Consider the following 22,946-nt stretch of genomic DNA (forward strand, 5'->3'; position numbering starts at 1 on the left):
TTCATATTATAAATTGGCAAATGCCTATAAGATATACAAGGATATTATAGTGATATAACAATATATGAAACAGGTGAAGAGACTTGGAGAGCATGATGGTTTTTTGCGAGACGGATGATATGGTCCAGCTGCCGCTGTACGCTACAACGATCGGATATTGGGAACACCAGGAAGAGACTGAACGCCTGGCAGGGTTTCCGGATTATCAGCTGCATCAGATTCTGGACGGCAAGGGCGAGCTGACGATAAAAGATAAACGGCAGATTGTCGGCCCGGGAGATATATTCATTACCTTTCCGGATATTCCGCATTCCTACATGCCGGTTAGCCGGGAGTGGGAGCTGGCCTGGATCTCCTTTCAGGGGAGAGAGGCCGGAGGGATGCTGTCCTACGCGGGCATTCGCGAGTCAGGTGTCTGGAGACTAAGAGAACCTGAACTTCTCGGTCCGCTTAAGGAAATGCTGCTGCTGCCCGGAGGCAACGATCTCGAGGTGAACCTGGAACGTTCCAAGCTGCTGTACTCGCTGCTACTGGATTTGAAAAGAAATCTGCCTCCCGCCCCGAATAAGGAGGATGAGCTTGTGCGGATCAAACCGGTGCTGGAGCATATTGAACTTCATCTGCACCGGACATTGACCTTAAAAGAGCTGTCTGAGGTAATCTCTGTTTCTCCGCAATATCTGTGCCGGCTATTTCAGCGTACGGTTCATGACCGGCCGGTAACCTATATCAATAAGCAGCGCATTAACCGGAGCAAGCAATTGATGTATCAGGAACGTGAAAAAAAGCTGTACGAAATCGCACAGCTGACAGGCTTTGAGAACGCGAGCTACTTCTGCGCCGTATTCAAACGATTAACCGGAATGAAGCCGGAGCAGTTCAAGCAGCTGCATGGTTTGGATTAAATAAACTGTAAAATACCCAAGGCGATAAAAAATGCTCCTATCCATATTGCCACAGCACCTAAGAACGTTCTTGAATCGATGTAGGCTTTGCTTGGCTCAGCATCACCGTTCACTTTCCATCCTTCATTCATGCGCCAGCCAAAGGTAGGATTCTTACGGATATACAGACCCCAGGCAATTATCCCCAGACCAATAATAAGCAAAAAAATTCCTGTGACAATCATAAGATCAGCTCCTTTAATGGTTATACGGGAACAGTTGGAAAATGTTGCTTAAATGAACAACACGAAAGACGAGTTGACATTAATCGAACGGTCGTTTATTATAGGCGCATGAGATATAAAGATGAGAATAAAAGCGAACGTATTTTTAATGCATCAATTCAGTTGATAAATGAACATGGTTTGTCGGAAACTTCGATGTCGAAGATCGCGAAAAAAGCCGGCGTATCTGCTTCAACGATTTACGTATATTTTGAAAACAAGGAGGATATGCTGAACAAATTATATTTGAATATAAAGAAAGAAATGAGTCTGGAAGTATTTTATGATTACGATGACTCTATGCCGTTAAAGACAGCATTTGAACATGCGTTAGGAAAATATATTGATTTTGTTTTGACGCATAAAGATGAGTTTTTATTTCTGGAGCAGTTTTCAAACTCACCACTTCTTGATAAATTGTCTCGGAATGAAGGATTGGAATATTTTGAGCCGCTCATTAAATTATTTGAAAAAGGCAAAAGCCAAAATGTGTTCAAACAAGTGGATACGAGCCTGCTCCATATGTTTATGTTTAACCCGGTGATGCAATATATTAAAGAATATTTTGGCGGCCGATTAGAGTTGAGACAAGAAAGCTTGAACGAGATCGTTCAGATGACATGGGATGCTTTAAAAGCATAATTTAGACCTTCAGAGGGAATTGGATTGGAGCATGAAGAATCAATCCCTCTGAAATTTAAAAGCTCATTATTAATCGAATGAACGTTTATTTTAACGAATGTTCGATTTAGAAATATTAAATCCAACCTAAAAATGAAAGAGGTAAAAAAATGAACGCAAAATATAACAAATTAATGGAATCATTTACGCTCAATAATGGAATCACTCTTAGAAATCGGGTTGTTATGTCCCCTATGACTACGTGGGCCAGTAATGACGATTACACGATTTCAGATGAAGAAGTGAGATATTATGAAAAAAGAGTAAACGGTGTAGGACTGGTTATTACAGGATGTACGCATGTTCAAGCAAACGGTATAGGTTTTACACATGAGTTTGCAGGTTATAATGATACATTTATTCCAAGTTTACGAAAATTAGCCGATGCGGCGAAAAGTGGAGGAGCTCCTGCGGTTCTTCAAGTTTTCCATGCAGGGAATAAAGCACTGCCGGCTCTGACTCCAAATGGGGATGTAGTGAGTTCAAGCGCTGTAGAGACTGAGGCTACGGCCTTTGCCCCTTCAGTTTTACCGAGAGCACTTTCTCAGGATGAGATCCTGGACGTAATTCGTGCATTTGGAGAAACAACAAGACGAGCCATTGAAGCAGGATTTGATGGCGTTGAAATTCATGGTGCACATGGGTTTTTGCTGCAAAACTTCTTTTCTCCATTCTTCAATAGACGTGAGGATCAATGGGGAGGGACGCTAGAAAATCGTTTGCGTTTCCCGTTGGCTGTCATTCATGAAATGAAATCTGTAATTCAAAAGCATGCCACAAAACCGTTTATTCTCGGCTACCGATTTTCTCCTGACGAACCCATGGAAGGTGGTCTTCGAATGAACGATACCTATACATTGATTGATCGTCTGATTACAGAAGGTGTGGATTATGTGCATGCTTCACTTACGGATGCTCTCACATCAAAGCCGGTGGATAGTCAAAATGAAGAAACATATCTTGAATTAATAGTGGGATATGTAAACGGTAGATTGCCAGTAATGGCTGCTGGTTCTATGGTAACTCCAGATGATGTTGCAGCCGTATTGGATAAAGGATTAACCCTCGCAGCTGTTGGACATACGTTGATTATGAATCCTGACTGGGTAGAAAAAGTTCAGGATGATAAGGAAGCAGAAATTGAGACAGCCATTAGGATTTCAAAGGTAAGCGAGCTTGAGCTTCCTCAAAAACTATGGAATACAATTAAAGCTTCAGGCCCATGGTTTAAAATCGAAGAATAATATCGCAACTAGGAGCCGATGGGCGGTAAACAAGTGGTGATCGAGACAAGCCTGACGAAGGCACTCCTAAGGAGATAAGCTACCGTTAGATTGAATTGCTGAAGCCGATGCAATTGCGGCTGTTGAGCAGAAGCTTGCTGAGCTTAAAGAAGGGACTAATGCTTATCTGGCTCTGTCAGATAGCCCCCTTATATCAACGATACTTTATCGACCGAATATTATCTATATAATACCGACAGCTACCTCCGAGTTAACTTGGGGTAGCTGTTTTTGGATTGAGAGTAAGGAGAATTTGAAGATAAGCATTACTATGGGAATATAAGTTTTACGTCCATTCTCTTTAATTATTATCACTGTAAATAAACCGCTCTACCTGCTCAGCGGTAGCCGCTATATTAGGATGCGAATTGTCGATCAGCGTTACATTTGCTTCCGGCAAAGGCCATGCAAGGGTGCGGCTGCCGAGTGACGAGCGGAAGAGCTCCCAATGACGGAACTTCCAGTCATCCAGCGGAGAATGCCTGCCCTGTATTCGCTTGCGGAAAAGCTCCTCGTCAGCTAATGTGACCATCACGACTTTGACTAGAACGTCCTGCAGTGTTAGGCCGATCCGCTTCAGCTCGCTTTCAATCCAGCCAGGATCCGCTGCTTCCTTAGTGAAGGGTCCAACCACGTAGACATCGCTGTCCAGGCCGAGATTATCGAGAGCGGCATCCATGGTGATCCGGTATCCCAGATCGCGGCACAGTCTTTTGTATTCGGCGGAATCCCTGTCTGTGGGGTCTAGCCCGTGCATAGTCATAATTGCATCTGCCGCAGGCCTTAATAAAATATCCATGTCGAAAAAGGCGGCTTTGCGGCGGGAAGCAACTGCCTTGGCTAATGTAGTTTTACCGGCACCTGCCGGACCCAGGAAAAAGACAAGTTTGTTCATTGTAATAGGCTCCTTATGATCTGAGTCAAGATGAATTCCAGCTACCTTATCGTAACATGCTTGCCGTTTCAGTTGGAAATCAAAAGAGCGCAGATCCGGGGATGTTTTTTGCGGTGTTTACTGGCCGGATGGGACAGCTTGCGAGAAATGGAGTAAAAATGAGCAAATCATCGGGCGCTTAAGAGCGAAGTCAAAGAATACGCCTTCATTCGTGAAGAGACGGCATTATTTGGCTTTTTATTCCATATGGGACGTTTTACATTAAACGAACACAGGCGTAAGATTCAAATCAGCAACCGAATAATATAACTGTTCTCAAATGGCTGAATTCCGTTAACGGGAACGGGGGAACCAATGGTGAACGCTGCTGATAAGACGCTGCGGCCCACCCGGGGTGAATCCTTGCTAAGCTCATTGGCAGGGTAGGGCAATCTCGCTGCCCGAATCCGTCAGCTAACCCCGTAAGCCTCGAAGAGAGAGGATGAGCGCCATGATCGATTAACCGACCACGGAGAGCCCTGCCGCTTCTGTGGTCTTTTTGCTGTGCAAGCAGGAAGAAAAAACGTTCTGTATAAAGACAAAAAGTCTTATAACAACGTAAGAAAGAGTGTTAAATACTATCGCAAATGCTACAAAGGGGGGATTGATATCGTTACTGTATTTATCGTCTGCTTCTGGGTAGGACTACTGCTTCTCCTAAGCGGCGGATTTCATGGGCATGGTCTGGCAAGTCATATGCATGTTGGAGGCGGTGATGCTGGAGGTCCGGGTTTTGTGCCTATACTTCCGCTGATGGTATTTGTCACAGTCTGGGGTGGTACGGGTTATGTCCTGACGCGGTTTAGCGTGATGACTATGCTTGTAGTGGTGCTGATCTGCACCGTGGTTGCCTTATTGGTGGGCAGTCTGATGTATGTAGTGCTGGCCCGGGTGATGACCCGGTATGACAGCAGCATGAATGAAATGGATTATGATCCATCGGGTCTACTTGGATACATCAGTATTCCTGCATTGGATGGAGCGGTTGGGGAAATGAAATATGTGCTGCACGGAACGAAACGATCCATAGGAGTAAGGGCAGAAGCCGGCCAGCAGCTCACCAAGGGCGATAGGGTGATTATTCTGAAGGTGGATAAAGGAATAGCAACAGTAACTCTCTTTGAGAGTGAAATCGGACAATTATAAATAACGGGGAGTGTCGAATGTTATGGTTCTTCTTTATTTAATCTCAGCAATTGTTGTAGTTATCCTGCTTGCATTGTTCAGTATCGTGAATTCTTATAAAAAGGTTCCGCCCAATCAGGCGATGATTGTGTACGGCCTTGGCGGAAAAAGAGTGGTACAGGGCGGCGGGACATTCGTCATCCCCGGCTTCCAGAACAATAAAACGATCTCTATGATGCTGATGAGCTTTGATGTCATCCCGGCGCAGGCAATGTTCTCCCGGCAAGGCATCAAGCTCAACCTGGAGGCAGTCGCTCAGATTAAGATCAAAAGTGATCCTACCGCTATTCTGACTGCCAGCGAGCAGTTTATCGACCGGCCGGAAGAAGACCGCGAGACGATAATCCTGCATTCAGTGGAAGGTCATCTGCGCGGTTTAATCGGGCAATTATCGGTAGAATCGATACTTAAGACACCTGACGAAATTAACAGCAAGATGCGGGAAACCTGCTCGGAAGACCTCGATAAGATGGGGCTGGAAGTAGTCAGCTTCACCATTAAGAAAATTACCGACGACAAAGGCTACATCGACAATATGGGGGTTCCGGAAATTGAGCGCATCCGCCGCGATGCCAGCATTGCCAAAGCGGAAGCAGAACGCGATATTCAGATTAAACAAGCGGAGGCTGAGAAAGAATCCTCCATTGCCAAAGCCAATGCACATCAGGCCACCATTGAAGCGGAAACCGCTGCCCGCGCCAAGGAATCCCTGTTCGAGAAGGATTTGAACATTAAGCAGGCAGACTTTAAGCTGGAGACAGAAGTGAAGAAAGCCCAGGCGGATCTTGCGTACGAATTGCAGCAGAACAAAATCAAGCAGTCGCTGGTTACTGAACAGGTCAAAATAACGCAGATGGAAGCGGAAGCCAACCGGACAGTCCGGGAAATCGAAGTGGAGCTCAGACAGAAGGAGCTGGAGGCAACGGTAATCAAGCCTGCTCAGGCGGAAAACCAGGCTACGATTATGAGAGCGGAAGCAGCCAAGCAGCGGCAAATTCTTGAAGCGGAAGCTGAGGCAGCCACGACAACCAAACGCGGGCTGGCAACGGCCGAAGCAGAGCTGGCGAAGGGTAAGGCTAACGCGGAAATTGTTCAACTGGCTGGAGCGGCGGAAGCAGGTGCACTGGAGAAGAAAGCCGAAGCATACAAACAGTTCACGCAAGCCGCGCTCACAGTAGAATTCCTGAAGGTTCTGCCTGAGCTGGCTGAGAAAATCGCGTCCCCATTGGCTAAGGTTGATAAGATTACAGTGATTTCACAGGATGGAGCTTCATCCGGCGTGAACAAAATTACCGGAGATATCGCCAAAATCATGACCCAGATTCCTGAATTGACTCAGACGCTAACCGGTATGAACGTGACCGAGGCGATTAGCGGGCTGCTCGGCAGAAATAAAGAACAGTAATCCATTATCGAAGTATTATTCAAACCAGCTCTGTACAGCGGCGATAGCTATTCGTGCCGTACAGGGCTGGTTTCGTTTGTTTCGGCCGGGATCAGTAGTTCAGGTCTGTTGAATCCTGTATAATAGCAAAATAAAACAGATTAGGATTGTTGGGGGCAGAATACAGATGAACATAAGACCGATTCAAATTTCAGACAACGGCTCAATCGAACGGATTATCCGTGAATGCCTGATTGAATACGGAGGCAACCGTGACGGGCTGGCCTGGGCTGATGCGAGCATGCATGATCTTTACAGCTATTACAATGCAGCAGAGAACAGGGCTTACTGGATTGTAGAAGAAGACGGGGAAGTGCTGGGAGGCTGTGGAATCGCCGCTTTTGACGGGTCGGATGAAGTGTGTGAATTGCAGAAAATGTACCTCACTACGTCAACCAGAGGTACAGGAATCGCCTCGGAGCTGTTACAGACTGCTCTCGATTTCGCCAAGCTCCACTATAAACAATGTTACCTGGAAACGCTGCAGACCATGGCCGCAGCGAACCGCTTTTATCAGAAGCAGGGCTTCTCACTGCTGGCGGAGCCGCTTGCCGGATCTGAGCATTTTGCCTGTGACGCCTGGTATATTAAGGATCTAAGCTAGCTAGAGTATTAACATGGAGGAGGTGAATCCAGTGGAACTTCCAGTCCTGACCCGCACACTTGCTGCACAAATCCTGCAGTCTGAGACAGACTATCTCACATCAAGAATTCAATCCATCCTAGAGCGGAAAGGGAATCCGGAGGGAGTGGAGATTGCACGTTTCGGGAATGCTGCTGCTTTTTACATCAGGACTATGCCTTGGGCACTGTTCAATTCCGTTAAAGGACTCTCGGATGAAGATAGTGATCAGTTGGAGGCTATCCTTCAGTTCTACCGGTCCAGAGACCGGGCCTTTCAGATCGATATCGATCCGGTCCGTTCCGGTTCCAGGCTATTCACAGCTCTGGCAGAAAAGGGCTTGCATCAAACAGGCTTTCATTCTGTGCTATACGGGCTACCTAAGCAAGAACCGCCTGCGTCACAGTCTAATATAAAGATTACTGAAATAACGCAGCCGTCTGAATTTGACTCTTTTGCCGAAATTCATTGCCTGGGCTCCGGGATGCCGCTATCTGCCAAACCTCATTTCATGAACAATAATATTGGACTACTGAATAGACCGGGCTGGAAGCTGTTTCTGGCTACGCTTGATGATGTGCCGGCTGGAGTAGCAGTGATGCATATTAGCGGGAGTATAGCTTCCTGCACGCTGGCTGCGACCGCGCCGGAATACCGGAACCGTGGTATACAAACCGCACTGATACAACGCAGACTGTACGAAGCTCATTTTGCGGGTTGTCAGCTTGTTGCTGCACAGGCCAGCTTCGGGTCTACCAGCCAGAATAATCTGGAGCGTGCGGGCTTCCAGATCGCCTGGACACGGTCAGTATGGGGCTGAACAGAAAAATAGAATATAGAAATAGGAGACAATCTATGAGAAAACCAATTATCGCAGTCGATATGGATGATACTATCTGCCATCTCGTTAAGCGGGCGATTTATCATAACAATAATGAATTCCCAACCCATCTGCTACGCTACGAGGATATGTTCGACTGGAACAGTGACCACCTGCGCCATCCGGACAGCACGATGGATATCTTTTTTGGAAGACCGGGTCTGTATGAGGAGCTTGAGCTGTTCGATGAGCATGTGGTTGAAGAGATGGAGAAGCTGCACAATGCTTATGATGTTATTATTGTGACTGCAGCTGTACCGAAAACGGTCGTAGAAAAATGGAACTGGCTGCAGAAGCATATGCCGTTTATCCCGGCTGATAACTTCTTTACCTGCAAGCGGAAGCATCTGATCAATTTCGATCTGCTGATTGATGATGGTCCGCATAATCTTCTCCCTGCTGTACAGGAGGGCAAGAAAGTGCTGTGCATTCCGCATCCATGGAATCTGAGAGCACGGGAAGAATATGCGTTCCCGCTTATGACCTCCTGGAAAGGTGCGAAGGAGCGGATTGATGAAATTCTACAATCGTAGCCATACATAGTTGAATGGATGATCCCTATAACCCTGCCGGGCGTGGATTGACAGACCGCCTGCAGGGACTTTATACTTAAATCACTTAAACGTATAAGTTAAGCTCAAATTTCCGCTGTGAGGAGTGTACTGCTATGGATTTAGCGGCATTTATTCATGAACCTAAAGGGGCATTGTCATACGCCTATGATTCGGAGACCCTGCATATCCGCATTAAAACGAAAAAAGATGATATCCAGTCGGTCACCTTGCTGGCTATTGATCCGTTCAACTGGAAACCGGTAGCCAAGGATTCGCATGTCTATGATTTTGCTATTGATACAATGCAGCATGTGGAGATGAAGAAGGAGTATGTTACCCGTTATCATGATTGCTGGTTTGCCGAGCTCCCGGGCTTTAACTGGAGAAGAATTAAGTATGGCTTTGTGCTGAATGACGGCCATGAGTGTTGTTTTGCCGGCTGCCAGCAGTTCGTTCCGCTTCCCGAAGACTGGACACCACCTAAGGATCACACGAACTATTTCTATTATCCTTATATTCTGGAAGAAGATCTGTATGAGGCGCCGACTTGGGTAAAGGATACGGTATGGTATCAGATTTTTCCGGACCGGTTCAACCGGGGTTCTGCTGAAGAGGATGCGAAAGATAGGGAAGATCTACTGGAATGGGGCAGTGATGAGCTGGACGGCGTTCATAAAAAGTTCGGCGGAAATCTGCAAGGCGTCATTGAAAAACTGGACTACATCCGGGATCTGGGCTGTGACGGCATTTATTTCACACCTATTTTTGATTCGCCAAGCTCACACAAATATGATACGAAAGATTATTTCAAGATTGATCCGCATTTCGGTGACAATGATAAACTGGGCCTTCTGGTAGAAGAGGCGCACAAGCGGGGGATACGGGTCATGCTCGATGCGGTGTTCAACCATTGCGGCTATGAGCATCCGTTCTGGCAGGATGTATTGAAGCACGGCAGCAGCTCGCCTTATTTTGACTACTTCTATATCCTGGACGCGGACAAACCAGTGGTACCTGACACTGCGCTTGCGGCCAGGGAAGGCTATTATTTCGGAGAGCATTTGAATTACCGGACGTTTGCGTATACGGAGCAGATGCCCAAGTGGAATACCGCCAATCCTGCGGCAAGGGAGTATCTGATAAGCGCAGCTGTCTATTGGACGGAACACTATAATATTGACGGCTGGCGGCTCGATGTGGCGAACGAAGTTTCCCATGATTTTTGGCGGGAATTCCGGAAACGGATCAAGGCCATCCGCAAAGACATTTATATTCTCGGTGAAAACTGGCTCTATTCGAATCCGTGGCTGCAGGGTGACCAGTTCGATGCGGTGATGAATTACGAGTTCACTGGACCGGTTACCCGCTACTTCGGGACGAATCTTCCGGAACAGGAGCAGTATACTGCTGAGGATTTTGTGAATGCCATCAATCAGCTGCTGGTCAGCTATCCTAAGCATGTGGCGCGGAATATGTTCAATCTGCTCGACAGCCATGATACCGCGCGGATTCTGCACTTTTGCGGAGACGACCCGGAGCTGGTGAAGCTTCCTTATGTTTTCCTGCTGACCTATGGCGGTTCTCCGAGCATCTATTATGGCGGTGAGGTTGGCCTGGGCGGAGACGAACATCATAACCGTCAGTGTATGCCTTGGAAGCCGGAGCAGCAGAATCTGGCGCTATATCAGACGATCCGCAGACTGATCGGGCTCCGCAAGGAGAATCCGCTGTTTAAGGCGATTGATATCGAGTGGTTATCAGCAGGGGGAGCAACTAATACTTTGATTTACAAAAAAGAAAGCAGCAGCGGAACCCTGTATGTACTCATCCATAATTCCAGCGAGCCAGCTGATATTGGGCTCCCTAGCGAATTACAAGGACGGAAAATGAGAGATTTGTACAATGATCAGCCGGTTGAAACCGCTGCGGAAATCCGTATGGAATCTCATTCGTTCAGGCTGCTGGCAGCGGAGTAAACTAAATCATGCAGGAGGAACAGTCATGACATCAGGTACGAAACGGTCTATTCTGGAAAAAATGACGATGACCGTTGAACGGAAGGACAACCGCGCAGTCTCTTTTACCAATAAAGAAGCTGCCTATTACTTTACCCAATCCCATGTAACGGATCATCCTGAACACGCTTATTTTGAGGGATTGAACGTTGCGAAGAACCGGCTCTTTGGCGGGTACACCTTGTATGCAGACCATCAGGAGCTGGATGATCAGGAAGCTGCAGTTGAGGTCAGCCCCTATTCCATGATCCGCACCCACGGCAGTCTGACTGAAGAGCTGTGGCTGTTTGATTACCGGAATGTGCTTGAGGTGAGCCTGAGCGGGGCAGGCCAAGACATTGGGATTGCTCTAAAAGGGAAAGAGCTGGAGTATTTGAAGCTCAGCAGGAATACTGCATATTTCAAGGCAATGGAAGGGGAGTGGGTAATTGCCCTGCGTCCCCGTAATGCCCGTCCGTTATCGCTGCTGAGTAAGGTCTTCCATACAGAAGCCGAAGCCGGGGGATTCTACATTTCCGCTGCCCGGACAGAAGCTGAAGCAGCAGCCTTAATTCAGGATACTGAAGCGCACGCAAACCGTCTGAAGTCTGAGCGCATAAAGCGTATGGAGGATTTTTTACAGCAAAATGTTTATATAAACAGCAGTAACGAACAGCTGACCCTCGCACTGAACTGGCTCAGCTTAACTATGGATCAGCTCGTAACCAGACAACAGGGCGATGGGATCTATGCCGGATTGCCCTGGTTCAATGAATACTGGGGACGCGATCAGTTCATCGCTCTTCCGGGTGCGGTACTGGTCAGCGGCCAGTTTGAAACGGCTAAGCATATTCTCATGTCCTTTGCCGAATACCAGAACACCGATGAGACTTCAAAATATTACGGCAGAGTTCCGAATATCCTGGCACCGGAGAATATCGACTATCATACCACCGACGGGACACCGCGGTTTATTATCCAGCTGCAGGACTATGTAAAATATTCCGGGGACACAGAGATTATTAATAAGCTGTACCCGGCGGTGCGCAGCAGTATCGAGGGTTCGCTCAAGCACTGGGTGGATGCCAAAGGCTATCTTACCCATGACGACAATGAGACCTGGATGGATGCGCGGGATGCTGATTTGAACTCTTACTCTCCAAGAGAAACCCGCGCCAATGATATACAGGCCCTTTGGTATCACCAGCTGCGGGCGGGTGTGTATTTTGCCGAATATATGGGCGATCAGAAGAATGCAGAGCAGTGGGGAAGCCTGGCTGACCGGTTAAAAAGTAATTTCGAGCGGGATTTCCGCGATCCGTCACATCCTTATCTGGCGGATCGTTTGGATGCTGCTGACGAGCCGGAGTTCTCTCTGCGTCCGAACCAGCTGTTTGCTTTTGACATGTTCGAAGATCGTGACTTTAAAGCTGCCGCAGTCCGTACCGCATGGGAGGAGCTGGTATATCCTTGGGGCGTTGCTTCCCTTGACCGGCAGCACCCGTTCTTCCATCCCTTCCACCTGACAGAGAAGTATCATAAAGATGAAGCTTATCATAACGGCACCGTGTGGACCTGGCTGAACGGCATAGCCATGCAGCGCATGATAGAATCCGGGCAGGAAGAAATCGCATACAAGCTCTTCCATAATATGAACTGGCAGGCGCTTCATCTTGGGGTCGTCGGCGGGCTGAGTGAAAACCTGGATGCCTACCCGCACGAAGGAGAGAATTGGGCTAAACTGACTGGGGCTTATCTTCAGGCCTGGTCCAATGCAGAGCAGCTGCGTGTATGGTATCAGTATTTCCTGGGCATCCGGCCTGATATGATCCATCACAAGGTTCTGCTTGCTCCGCGAATTCCGCAGGAAATAACGGATCTCCAATTTCATGTAAAAGTTGGAGAAGGAACACTCGAGGCTGAATATTCAGCAAATCGCAGCGAGCAGCGGTATATCTACCGCTTCAAGGGAGTTAAACTTAAGGCAGTGATCGATATTGCGCCGTTTGCCGAATTGGAGCTTGAGGCCGAAGCGGGAGCTGAGCTACGGCTAAGCCGGACAGGGCTGGAGCTTGAGATTGAACTTGTGAACGAGCGCGGAGAAATCATCAGGAAGCTAACCGTCCAACCTTCTAAGGACAGAATAGAGCAGCAGCTGCACAGTGACCAGCTCTTTGCGGGTGTGCATTTTGCAGAGCCGCTTGCACTAGAGAAGCATCCTGTAATGCAACGGGAAAGTACAACGGTTGTAGGTACAGAGGAATAACCGGATATGTTTGGAGACCCAAAAGACCAGCCTTTATAAGGCTGGTCTTTTGGGAGGTAATCCTAAATTCCGCTGCGTGGATCCGTCAGCTTATGAGAACAGGGGCTTACGATTCTATTTACAAAGAAAGCCCCTATGCGGGGCCGTTTGTTAGAATCTGTGTGCGTATTTGCGGAGTTCCTCAGGAATGCTGATTTCCCCTAAAATAGCTTCAACTGCCTGCCATGCCTCTTGAAAAACACCACCGCTATAACTCGTCCGATTCCGGGCGGGGCCGGTCATTGACATATCAAATACGATATATTCCCCGACATCTTCAATCACTCTAAAGCTTACTGCACGGTCATTTTTCTGAATCCGTACTTCTTCCATGATGCTTCCTCCTCATTGGATGTACCTGTACAAAGGCTTATTCACTACTAGAATTATACTATTAACGTGCATGTGCATCAATTCACAAATGCGATTTGCTATTTTTCGGGGTTGTGTATGATAATCTTGTTAGAGATTAGCTATATAATAACATTAGCGAGAGGAGACAAGATATTATGAAGCTGCTTAGCTATATTCAAAACGGCGGTTACCGCCTGGGAATACATACGGATAACGGCATACTGGACGTTACAGATGCTTCGGTTGTCTATGGACTAGAGGAAACTGCGGAATTAAGTATTCAGGACGTCATAAACGGAGGCGCAGAAATCCTTAAAAGACTGCTGAACCTTCAACAATTGGCTGAAAATGATACTAATGGCAGGCTGCAGCTGCTAGATGAATCCAAGCTGGCCTTTGCGCCCTGCGTAACCAGCCCCGGAAAAATCGTGTGTGTAGGCCTGAACTACCGCAAGCATGCGGAAGAAACGAAGGCAGCGATCCCGCAGACGCCGATTCTATTCAGCAAATTCAATAATGCGCTGGCTGGACATCTGGAGACTGTACCTCTGCCTGCAGCCTCGCAGCAAGTAGACTATGAAGCGGAACTGGCCATAGTGATTGGCCGTAAAGCCTATAATGTAAGCAAAGAGGAAGCGCTGGATTATGTCTTCGGGTACTGCTGTGCGAATGACCTGTCAGCCCGTGATTTGCAGTTCCGGACCCAGCAATGGCTGCTAGGTAAAACCTGTGATAAATTCGCTCCCGTAGGCCCTTATCTGGTTACTGCCGATGAAGTCGGGAACCCGAATAACCTGAGGATCTCCTGTGCGGTTAACGGTGAAGCCCGTCAATCCTCCAACACGGAGGATATGATCTTCCATTGTGATGAGATTATCAGCTACATCTCACAGCATTTGACGCTCGAACCGGGGGACATAATTCTGACTGGTACACCGGAAGGTGTGGTACTCGGCTACCCGACGGAGCAGCAGGTATTCCTGAAGTCTGGCGATATCGTGACCGTGGAGATTGAAAAGCTTGGTAGGCTAACTAATACTATCACTGTGTAAAATTGTGAGCTGCAATATATATCAAATAAAAATGCAAAGCCATAATCATCTGCGTTCCAGCAGAGTTATGGCTTATTTAAATGGGCTATTCCTTCTTTCCGCAGCTTAATCGTCGGATGCGGGTATTTGTTCTTTTTTCGCTTCTCCAAGCTTCTTTCGTTCGATATGAGTCACTCCCCATTGGTGTAAGGCTTCCATAATCGGGGCCAGAGTCATGCCGTATTCCGTGATGGAGTATTCCACTTTCGGCGGAATTTGCGGATAAATGACTCGGGAAAGGATCTCTTCCTCCTCTAATTGGCGCAGATGGAGCGTAAGCATCCTTTGCGTGATATTGGGCAGCAATCTTCTTAGTTCATTGAACCGTAAGGGTTTACCTTGAAGCAAATGATAAATGATACTCGGCTTCCATTTGCCGACGATCGACTCCATTGTCACAACGAATTGACATTGGTCAGGATTCTTTTGCATACTTTAGCCTCCCGTACAGTACCTTTTTTCATACTATACCACATTATTGTTCCTACTTATCAAAAGAAAGTAAATATATTATGATCACCATGAAAGTGTTATTACTCTGATCATAGAAGGGAAGTTTTAATAATGGCAATAGTACTGTACATCACCGCACATCCTCTTGATTCTCAGGCATCCTATAGCCTCGCGGTAGGAGAAGAATTTATTGAAGCGTACCGTGAAGCAAATCCGGCAGATGAAATTGTTCATTTGGATCTGTACAAAGAGAATATCCCGCCAATCGATGCGGATGTTTTACACGGGTGGGAAAAGCTTCGGTCGGGTTCATCGTTCATCCAACTATCGGATGCCGAGAAATCAAAAGTAGACCGTCTTGGGGTGATTGTTGATCAATTCGTGGCCGCTGATAAGTACGTTTATGTTTCCCCGATGTGGAATTTCTCGATCCCGCCAATTTTGAAAGCATACACGGATGCGACTTCAATTCCGGGGAAGACATTCAAATATACTGACAATGGCCCTGTGGGCCTGTTGCCCGGCAAGACAGCCTTGCACATTCAAGCTAGCGGCTCCGTTTATACGGAGGGTCCTCTTGCTCCACTTGAAATGGGATATAGCTATTTGAAAAAGGTTTTGAATTTCTATGGGATATCGATTGAGGCGATATTTGTGGAAGGAACGGCAATATCAGATCGGGCTCTATCTGTAAAAGAAAAAGCAATTGCACATGCAAAGGAAGTTGCCAAACGTTTCTAACAAAGGCTGTTCCAAATGCAGCGCTGGGACCTGTAAGACAATAACCGGCCCCTTTTTGACCTTTTGGGTAACGGATGGCTATGAAAAATTATATTTACTACAAGGGTGGACAGTAGTCCATCCTTTTTTCTATACCGGAAAACGTTAGATATCTCACAAATCCTGTGGGAATATCCGATATGCATAATCTTTTCAACAATTCGCAAAAAGATCAAAAACAAGCAGACAAAACCCGGAATTTAAGTATGGAGTGCTGCATAGTCTAGAGTAATTCTTCTCGCGTAAGCTTTTGTAGAAGGGAAACAGTCAGTGGAGTGGCTGGTTTCGGTCTGCCGTGAGGGATGGAGGCAGTTGTACGATGGACGCCCTATTAAGCAAATTGTCTGAACAGCATATTCTCACAGCAGATGAAATCATCTGGTTTCTCCGGCATTTAACCCCCGACCTTAAGAAACGATTATATCTTTTAGCTTCTGAGACCTGCAAGCAGTATTATGCTGAAAGCGTTTACTCCCGCGGTTTAATTGAGTTCTCAAACTTCTGCAAACAGGATTGTATGTATTGTGGTCTGCGCAGATCCAATTCTCTGGCCCAGCGGTATAGGCTGACGGAGGAAGAAATTCTTGAGTGTGCTGAAGAGGGTTATCAGCTTGGATATCGTTCGTTTGTACTGCAGAGCGGGGAGGATTTCCGGTTTACAGAGCAAGCGATGGTCTCGATTGTCAGAAATCTGAAAAGACTTTTTCCCGATTCAGCGGTTACATTGTCAGTCGGCGAACGAAGTGAAGCCTTTTATCGTGCAATGTATGATGCAGGCGCTGACCGGTATCTGCTGCGGCATGAGGCAGCATCGCGTCCGCTCTATGAGTCGCTGCATCCCGGTATGTCGTATGACAACCGCATGAACTGCCTGCGTGTGCTGAAAGAGATCGGCTATCAGGTTGGGGCCGGCTTTATGGTGGGGCTTCCCGGCCAAACCTATCAGCATCTTGCCGAAGATTTGCTGTTCCTGCAAGAGTTCCGTCCGGAAATGATCGGGATCGGCCCGTTTATCCCTCATAGTGCAACACCGCTTAAAGAGGCTGCCGGCGGAACAGTAGAGGACACTCTGGTCATGATAGCCATGGCAAGGCTAATGGTTCCCGATGCTTTAATGCCAGCTACCACTGCTATGGGCACACTTGATCCTGTTGGACGGGAAAAAGCGATTGCGGCAGGAGCGAACGTGGTTATGCCAATTCTGTCCCCGCTGCAGGTCCGCCGCAAATATGCGCTCTATGAGCATAAAATCTGTATGGGCGATGATCCCGCGCATTGCCGGAGCTGTATTGAGATGCGGATTGCCGTCTCCGGATACAAGCTGGAGCTGAGCCGCGGCGACCACTGTAATTTTCCCCGCTTATCTAAGGAAGAATCCGCAAGGTGAGCTTTCTTATAAGAAAGTAAGTGAAACAATTCACTTACGGTGTATAGAATTCAGCAGCACTACAAAGGAGGAAACCAGTTGTCTACTTTGACGAAGAAAAATGCACTCGGCTTCTTTGAAATCCGGCTTGAATCCATCGGCGGACTTGGCGCCAACCTGGCAGGAAAAATGCTTGCGGAGACCGGCGCGCTCGAACTGGGCTTTAACGCCGCTAACTTCTCTTCCTACGGCTCTGAGAAAAAAGGCTCCCCCGTGAAAACCTTTGTCCGCTTCTGTGATCCGGAGATTGAAATCAGAGATCATAGTCCGATTGAAGAGCCGCATCTGATCGCGGTTTTCCACGAGGCTCTGTACAAGATTGTGAACGTGGCAAGCGGCCTGCAGCCAGACGGGGTCGTCCTGGTCAATACAACCCGCGACTTCGATGAAGTACGTTCAAGTCTGAAGATTGAATCCGGGACAATTGCCCTGATTGATGCCATGGGGATAGCCGTTGAAGAGAGAACCAAGATTAACACCGCGATGCTTGGCGCGATGTTCCGTATTTGTGATTTCCTCGATCCCGAAGCGATGCGTACCGTTATCCGCAGAACGTTCGAGAAGAAATATCCGCAGCTTGTGGAGCCCAACCTCCGTACTTTCGACCGGGGCTACAATGAGGTGCAATTCAAAACCTATGACGTACCGGAAGGTTCGCAGATTAAACCTTTCAAACGTGTACAATCCTTGCTTGGTTACAAAACGCAATTGCCAGGCGGAGTGATCGCCGCACAGGGAAACAGCATTCTTAAGGATCTGGGCGGTTCCCGCGCCGGGCTGCTGCCGGAGTTTCATGCCGCTAAATGCATCAATTGTGCTGCCTGCGATAATGTCTGCCCTGACTATTGCTTCGTATGGGAATCGGCAGAAGACAAGCGCGGCCGCCTGCAGCAGGTTCTTCGGGGCATTGATTATCAATATTGTAAGGGCTGCCTGAAATGTGTTGAAGCCTGCCCTTCTGATGCGCTGACCAGCCTCCGCGAAGAACCCGGCTATGCTGAACTGAACCGTGTTGCCCAAGTGTTCTGTTAAATGAAGAGGGAGGAACCTACTAATGGCTGTTAGTGAAAATAAATTATCTGATGCTGTACCTGCCGAGCAGGTCACATGCTTTGAATCCGGCAATGAGATGGCGGCTACAGCAGCCGCACAGATCAACTACCACATGATGGGCTATTTCCCGATCACTCCATCCACTGAGGTGGCCCAATATCTCGATCAGATGAAGGCCCGCGGGCAGCATGATATTCAGCTCGTTGCAGCGGATGGCGAACACGGCTCCGCAGGCATCTGCTATGGCGCAGCTATGGCTGGGGCACGGGTCATCAACGCCACCAGCTCGCAAGGGTTTCTGTATATGCTGGAGCAGCTGCCTACCCAGTCAGGTACTCGCTTTCCAATGGTCCTAAATCTTGTTACCCGTGCGGTCAGCGGCCCGCTGGATATCCGCGGCGATCATTCCGACCTGTATTACGGCCTGAATACCGGCTGGGTCATTCTGACAGCCAGCACACCGCAGGCTGTATACGATATGAACATTATGGCACTCAGGATTGCCGAGCATTCGGAAGTCCGGCTGCCGGTAATTGTAGCTTATGACGGCTTCTTCACCTCCCATCAAAAACGCAAAGTGAAGTACTTCAAGGATAACGCTGTAGTTCAGCAGTTTGTAGGACCGAATCCGAACCACGCCTACGCGAATGTATCTGACCCGTCCCGGCCGGTGACCATTGGTGCGCATATGGGCGGTGATGACCTGCTCAACAACCATTATCAGCTGTCCGAAGCGCTTGAAAAGGCCGGCGGAGTATACAGTGAGGTAGCCCGGGAATATGCGCTTTTGTCCGGACGTGAATATAAGGTTCTCGATCTGTACCGGATGGAAGATGCGGAATATGCCTTGTTCCTGCTCAATTCTGCGGGAGAGACGGCCAAGGATACCGTCGATGCACTGCGTGCAAAAGGGATCAAAGCAGGGCTGATCCGTCCGAATATCATCCGGCCGTTTCCGGCAGAAGAGCTGCGTACTGCGCTTAAGAATGTCAAGGCCCTGCTTGTTGGCGAACGTGCGGACTCTTATGGTGCACAAGGCGGCAATCTGACCCATGAAATCCGCTCGGCACTGCAAATTGATCCGGACAACAAAACCATGATCCTCTCGCGGATCTTTGGCCTGGGCGGTAAGGATTTCTATGCGGATGATGCAGCTGCTTTCTTCCAGCTGGCCATCGATGCAGCGGAGCAAGGCAGTGCGGAGAAACCTTTTGACTATTACGGCTATTATCCCGGTGAAGAAAAAGACGCACTCGCGCCGGTAATCGAACCGATGCATGGCAATGCATTTAGAACCGGACTGATACAGGTAACCCAAAACGAAGAAACGGGCCTGCTCAAAGTGAAGCTGCCACCGCTGCGGCAATTGACTGTGAAGCCTCACCGTTTAGCTCCCGGACATGGCGCCTGCCCCGGCTGCGGAGCACTTTCTGCCCTGGAATTGTTCTTCAAAGGCATTGAGGGTGACATGGTCGTATTGTTCCAGACTGGCTGCGCGTATGTGGTCACGGCAAGCTATCCGTATTCCTCACACAAACAGACCTTTGTGCACAACCTCTTCCAGAATGGTGCAGCTACACTGGCCGGGATGGTGGATGCTTTCTATGAGCTGAAGCGGCGCGGGGAAATCCAGGTTGCTGATGATGTTACCTTTGTGATGGTCTCCGGTGACGGCGGTATGGATATCGGGATGGGAGCGACCGTTGGCGCAGCCCTGCGCAACCATAAAATGATCATTCTGGAATACGACAATGAAGGCTATATGAACACCGGTTCCCAGCTGTCCTATAGCACGCCGATGGGGCACATGACCAGCACCTCAGGTGTCGGCTCAGCGCAAAAAGGTAAAAAAGGCCACCACAAAGACACCGCGCAAATACTGGCTGCCTGCAATATTCCTTATGTGTTTACCGGTGTGGAGAGCAATCCTCAGGATCTTCTGCAAAAAGCGGCTAAAGCCCAGTGGTATGCGAATAACGTGGGCACGGCCTACGGCAAAATCCTCTGCGCCTGCCCGCTCAACTGGAAAACACCGGATGACCAAGGCAATGAGCTGGTGAAGGCGGCTGTGGATTCCTGCTTCTTCCCGCTGTATGAGATTGAACAGGGGATTACCCGCATTACCTATAATCCGGAAGAGAAGGGCAAGCGGATCCCGGCGGTTGACTGGCTGAAACGTATGGGCAAAACGAAACATCTGGTGAAGGATACCGAGCTGCTGCAGGATTTTGAAAATGAAATCGAACGCCGCTGGAACCGTTTGAAGCTCAGACATGAAAACGCGCTGCTCTAATCTTGATTGAAGGGAGCCTGCCTAAATGGAACACCAACAAACCTGCTCAAGCGCCGACATTGCCGAAGCCGATGAGAGGCTGGAGAAAGTGAAACATGCCATCGAGCAGTTCAAACTCATGAAGGGCGCTTTGATCCCTGTACTTCATGAAGTACAGGATATATACGGCTTTTTGCCGGAGCCTGTGCTCCAGGTGGTTTCGGAAGAGCTTAACCTGCCCTTAAGTGAAATTTATGGGGTAGCTTCGTTTTATCATTTCTTTTCCCTGACTCCGAAAGGAGAGAATGTGATTCATGTCTGCATGGGAACAGCCTGCTACATCAAAGGGGCTCAAGCGGTGCTGGACCGTCTCAGTACAGAGCTGAAGGTTCCTGTGCAAGGAACGACAGAGGACAATAAATTTACGTTAGAAGCGACACGTTGTCTGGGAGCCTGCGGGCTCGCCCCTGTCATGACCATCGGAGAGAAAGTGCATGGACGTTTAGTGCCTAATGCCGTGCCGAAAATTCTTATTGAGTACAAGTGATTCCCGGCAATTCACGCACATTTTTAACGGGAGGTATTGGCATGAAGCTGTTAACGGATCTTGATGCTATCCGCACGCTTACGCAGAGCCGTCTGGATAACCGGAGAATCACCGGGGCCTCCGGCGAGTCCATTACATTCAGATCAGTGATGGTGTGCGGCGGTACAGGATGCACATCCTCGGATTCTAATACAATTATCGCAGCTTTGGAGCAGGAAATATCCAGCCACGGGATTGAGAGCCAGGTGGAGGTCGTACGAACAGGCTGTTTCGGCCTTTGCGAGCTGGGACCAGTCGTGATCGTCTATCCGGAAGGTATTTTTTACAGCCGGGTGGAGGTGAAGGATATTCCTGCTCTGGTGGAGCAGCATTTGCTGAACGGCAAGCCTTATGACAAGAAAATATACGAAAAGACCCGGCATGGCGAAGAAATTCTGAGCTTTGAGGAAACGGACTTTTATAAAAAACAAGTGCGGATCGCGCTGCGCAACTGCGGTACCATTGATCCCGAAGTCATAGATGAGTACATTGCCAGTGACGGTTACAAAGCGCTTGCTCAGGTGCTTACGACGATGAGCCGCGAGCAAGTGATTGACACGGTTAAGCAGTCCGGGCTGCGGGGACGCGGCGGCGGCGGCTTTCTCACCGGTCTTAAGTGGGAGTTCGCGGCCAAACAGAACAAACCGCAGAAGTATGTCATCTGCAATGCCGATGAGGGTGATCCGGGAGCTTTCATGGACCGTTCGATCCTGGAAGGCAATCCGCACTCGGTCATCGAGGCGATGGCCATTGCTGGGTATGCCATTGGCGCGAACCAGGGGTTCATCTATGTCCGAGCAGAATATCCTATCGCGGTACAGCGGTTTACCAAAGCGCTGGATCAGGCGCGAGAGTACGGGCTGCTGGGCGATGATATTTTTGGCACCGGCTTCACCTTTAACATTGATGTGCGCCTTGGAGCGGGGGCGTTTGTCTGCGGTGAGGAGACCGCTTTGATTCACTCCATTGAAGGCCACCGGGGGATGCCGACACCGAAGCCTCCCTTCCCGGCTGTTGAAGGATTGTGGGGGATGCCGACAATCATCAATAATGTGGAAACGCTTGCTAATATTGCACAGATTATTCTGAACGGCGCAGAGTGGTACGCAAGTATCGGAACCGAGAAATCGAAGGGCACCAAGGTGTTTGCACTCGGAGGCAAGGTTGTGAACACCGGACTGGTTGAGGTTCCGATGGGCATTACGCTGCGCGAGGTCATCTTTGAAATTGGCGGCGGGATTCCCGGCGGCAAAAAATTCAAGGCTGTGCAAACCGGAGGCCCGTCGGGGGGCTGCCTGACTGAAGAGCATCTGGACTGTACCATAGATTTTGATACACTGACCAGTCTGGGTTCCATGATGGGCTCCGGCGGAATGATCATTATGGATGAGGACACCTGCATGGTGGATGTCGCCCGGTTCTATCTGGATTTCACCCGTGACGAATCATGCGGCAAGTGCACACCATGCCGGATAGGCACTAAACGGCTGCTTGAGATGCTCGATAAGATTACCGAAGGCAAAGGGACCATGGAGGATCTCGAGAATTTGGAACAGCTGTCGCTGCAGATTAAGAACGCCTCTCTCTGTGCGTTAGGGCAGACTGCCCCCAACCCGGTATTGTCGACCATTAAATATTTCCGCGATGAATATATGGCTCATATTACGGACAGCAAATGTCCGGCCGGTGTCTGCAAATCCCTGATCTCCTATGAAATCGATGCTGAGCTGTGCCGCGGCTGCAGTCTCTGTGCCCGGAAATGTCCAAGCGATGCGATTTCCGGCAAAGTGAAGGAACCGTATGTCATCGATAAGGCAACCTGCATTAAATGCGGCGTCTGCTTCGATGTGTGCAAGTTCAAAGCGGTAGCGATAGTCTGAC

21 protein-coding genes and 1 riboswitch are annotated in these 22,946 nt (G+C 48.7%); of the genes, 17 read left to right on the forward strand and 4 right to left on the reverse strand.

Features of this window, described 5'->3' with window-relative positions; all coding sequences use genetic code 11:
* Positions 1-92: 92 nt before the first annotated feature.
* Entirely contained in the window at positions 93-905 is an 813-nt protein-coding gene (locus QU597_RS14095; RefSeq protein WP_310828591.1) for an AraC family transcriptional regulator, read from the forward strand.
* Here the strand turns inward: QU597_RS14095 and QU597_RS14100 are convergent.
* Complete coding sequence (locus QU597_RS14100; protein ID WP_310828592.1) at positions 902-1,129, reverse strand: DUF6199 family natural product biosynthesis protein; 228 nt, start codon at positions 1,127-1,129, stop codon at positions 902-904. The genes QU597_RS14095 and QU597_RS14100 overlap by 4 nt on opposite strands.
* Positions 1,130-1,237: 108 nt before the next feature.
* On the opposite strand from QU597_RS14100, the gene QU597_RS14105 reads away from it, so the two are divergent.
* A complete protein-coding gene (locus tag QU597_RS14105) occupies positions 1,238-1,810 on the forward strand; it encodes a TetR/AcrR family transcriptional regulator (protein WP_310828594.1) in 573 nt (190 codons plus the stop codon).
* Between the two features lie 149 nt (positions 1,811-1,959).
* Complete coding sequence (locus tag QU597_RS14110) at positions 1,960-3,093, forward strand: NADH-dependent flavin oxidoreductase (protein ID WP_310828595.1); 1,134 nt, start codon at positions 1,960-1,962, stop codon at positions 3,091-3,093.
* Between the two features lie 340 nt (positions 3,094-3,433).
* Here QU597_RS14110 and QU597_RS14115 read toward each other — a convergent pair whose 3' ends face one another.
* Positions 3,434-4,027: a P-loop nucleotide/nucleoside kinase family protein gene (locus QU597_RS14115; protein ID WP_310828596.1), complete on the reverse strand. Its 594-nt coding sequence runs from the start codon at positions 4,025-4,027 to the stop codon at positions 3,434-3,436.
* Between the two features lie 311 nt (positions 4,028-4,338).
* A riboswitch (cyclic di-AMP (ydaO/yuaA leader) is annotated at positions 4,339-4,510 on the forward strand.
* Between the two features lie 60 nt (positions 4,511-4,570).
* Between QU597_RS14115 and QU597_RS28870 the strand changes: the two genes are divergently transcribed.
* The 7 genes from QU597_RS28870 to QU597_RS14150 all read left to right on the forward strand — a co-directional run bounded on the left by QU597_RS28870 (position 4,571) and on the right by QU597_RS14150 (position 13,011).
* On the forward strand, positions 4,571-5,212 hold the full coding sequence (locus QU597_RS28870) for an NfeD family membrane protein (protein WP_502572711.1): 642 nt from the start codon (positions 4,571-4,573) through the stop codon (positions 5,210-5,212).
* 22 nt (positions 5,213-5,234) lie between these two features.
* Positions 5,235-6,656: a flotillin family protein gene (locus QU597_RS14125; RefSeq protein ID WP_236329804.1), complete on the forward strand. Its 1,422-nt coding sequence runs from the start codon at positions 5,235-5,237 to the stop codon at positions 6,654-6,656.
* Positions 6,657-6,822: 166 nt separating this feature from the next.
* On the forward strand, positions 6,823-7,299 hold the full coding sequence (locus tag QU597_RS14130; protein WP_310828598.1) for a GNAT family N-acetyltransferase: 477 nt from the start codon (positions 6,823-6,825) through the stop codon (positions 7,297-7,299).
* A 31-nt stretch (positions 7,300-7,330) separates the two neighbouring features.
* Positions 7,331-8,137, forward strand: coding sequence for a GNAT family N-acetyltransferase (locus QU597_RS14135; protein WP_310828599.1), 807 nt, complete (start codon positions 7,331-7,333; stop codon positions 8,135-8,137).
* 35 nt (positions 8,138-8,172) lie between these two features.
* Positions 8,173-8,730, forward strand: a complete 558-nt coding sequence (locus QU597_RS14140; RefSeq protein ID WP_054940540.1) for a 5' nucleotidase, NT5C type — start codon at positions 8,173-8,175, stop codon at positions 8,728-8,730.
* A 134-nt stretch (positions 8,731-8,864) separates the two neighbouring features.
* Positions 8,865-10,727 carry a glycoside hydrolase family 13 protein gene (locus QU597_RS14145; protein WP_310828600.1) on the forward strand — a complete coding sequence of 621 codons (1,863 nt, stop codon included), beginning with the start codon at positions 8,865-8,867 and terminating at the stop codon, positions 10,725-10,727.
* A gap of 25 nt (positions 10,728-10,752) precedes the next feature.
* On the forward strand, positions 10,753-13,011 hold the full coding sequence (locus tag QU597_RS14150; RefSeq protein WP_310828601.1) for an amylo-alpha-1,6-glucosidase: 2,259 nt from the start codon (positions 10,753-10,755) through the stop codon (positions 13,009-13,011).
* A gap of 150 nt (positions 13,012-13,161) precedes the next feature.
* Here the strand turns inward: QU597_RS14150 and QU597_RS14155 are convergent, their stop codons facing one another.
* Positions 13,162-13,383, reverse strand: a complete 222-nt coding sequence (locus tag QU597_RS14155) for a hypothetical protein (protein WP_310828602.1) — start codon at positions 13,381-13,383, stop codon at positions 13,162-13,164.
* Positions 13,384-13,559: 176 nt separating this feature from the next.
* On the opposite strand from QU597_RS14155, the gene QU597_RS14160 reads away from it, so the two are divergent.
* Positions 13,560-14,456 carry a fumarylacetoacetate hydrolase family protein gene (locus tag QU597_RS14160; protein ID WP_310828603.1) on the forward strand — a complete coding sequence of 299 codons (897 nt, stop codon included), beginning with the start codon at positions 13,560-13,562 and terminating at the stop codon, positions 14,454-14,456.
* Positions 14,457-14,561: 105 nt separating this feature from the next.
* Here QU597_RS14160 and QU597_RS14165 read toward each other — a convergent pair whose 3' ends face one another.
* On the reverse strand, positions 14,562-14,927 hold the full coding sequence (locus QU597_RS14165; RefSeq protein WP_310828604.1) for a winged helix-turn-helix transcriptional regulator: 366 nt from the start codon (positions 14,925-14,927) through the stop codon (positions 14,562-14,564).
* A gap of 132 nt (positions 14,928-15,059) precedes the next feature.
* Between QU597_RS14165 and QU597_RS14170 the strand changes: the two genes are divergently transcribed.
* From QU597_RS14170 to nuoF, 6 genes are all read left to right on the forward strand, one after another.
* Entirely contained in the window at positions 15,060-15,689 is a 630-nt protein-coding gene (locus QU597_RS14170) for an NAD(P)H-dependent oxidoreductase (RefSeq protein ID WP_310828605.1), read from the forward strand.
* Between the two features lie 358 nt (positions 15,690-16,047).
* Positions 16,048-17,115 (forward strand): [FeFe] hydrogenase H-cluster radical SAM maturase HydE, encoded by a 1,068-nt coding sequence (hydE, locus tag QU597_RS14175; RefSeq protein WP_310828606.1) that lies wholly within the window; start codon positions 16,048-16,050, stop codon positions 17,113-17,115.
* 78 nt (positions 17,116-17,193) lie between these two features.
* The gene (locus QU597_RS14180; protein WP_310828607.1) at positions 17,194-18,186 is read left to right on the forward strand and encodes a 2-oxoacid:acceptor oxidoreductase family protein; all 993 of its coding nucleotides are present in this window, start codon (positions 17,194-17,196) and stop codon (positions 18,184-18,186) included.
* A 22-nt stretch (positions 18,187-18,208) separates the two neighbouring features.
* Positions 18,209-20,500: a thiamine pyrophosphate-dependent enzyme gene (locus QU597_RS14185; protein ID WP_310828608.1), complete on the forward strand. Its 2,292-nt coding sequence runs from the start codon at positions 18,209-18,211 to the stop codon at positions 20,498-20,500.
* A gap of 25 nt (positions 20,501-20,525) precedes the next feature.
* Entirely contained in the window at positions 20,526-21,026 is a 501-nt protein-coding gene (gene nuoE, locus QU597_RS14190) for an NADH-quinone oxidoreductase subunit NuoE (RefSeq protein WP_310828609.1), read from the forward strand.
* Positions 21,027-21,067: 41 nt separating this feature from the next.
* The gene (gene nuoF / locus QU597_RS14195) at positions 21,068-22,945 is read left to right on the forward strand and encodes an NADH-quinone oxidoreductase subunit NuoF (protein WP_310828610.1); all 1,878 of its coding nucleotides are present in this window, start codon (positions 21,068-21,070) and stop codon (positions 22,943-22,945) included.
* Position 22,946: the final 1 nt, after the last annotated feature.

It is taken from the genome of Paenibacillus pedocola (genome assembly GCF_031599675.1).
GTDB lineage: Bacteria > Bacillota > Bacilli > Paenibacillales > Paenibacillaceae > Paenibacillus_AQ > Paenibacillus_AQ pedocola.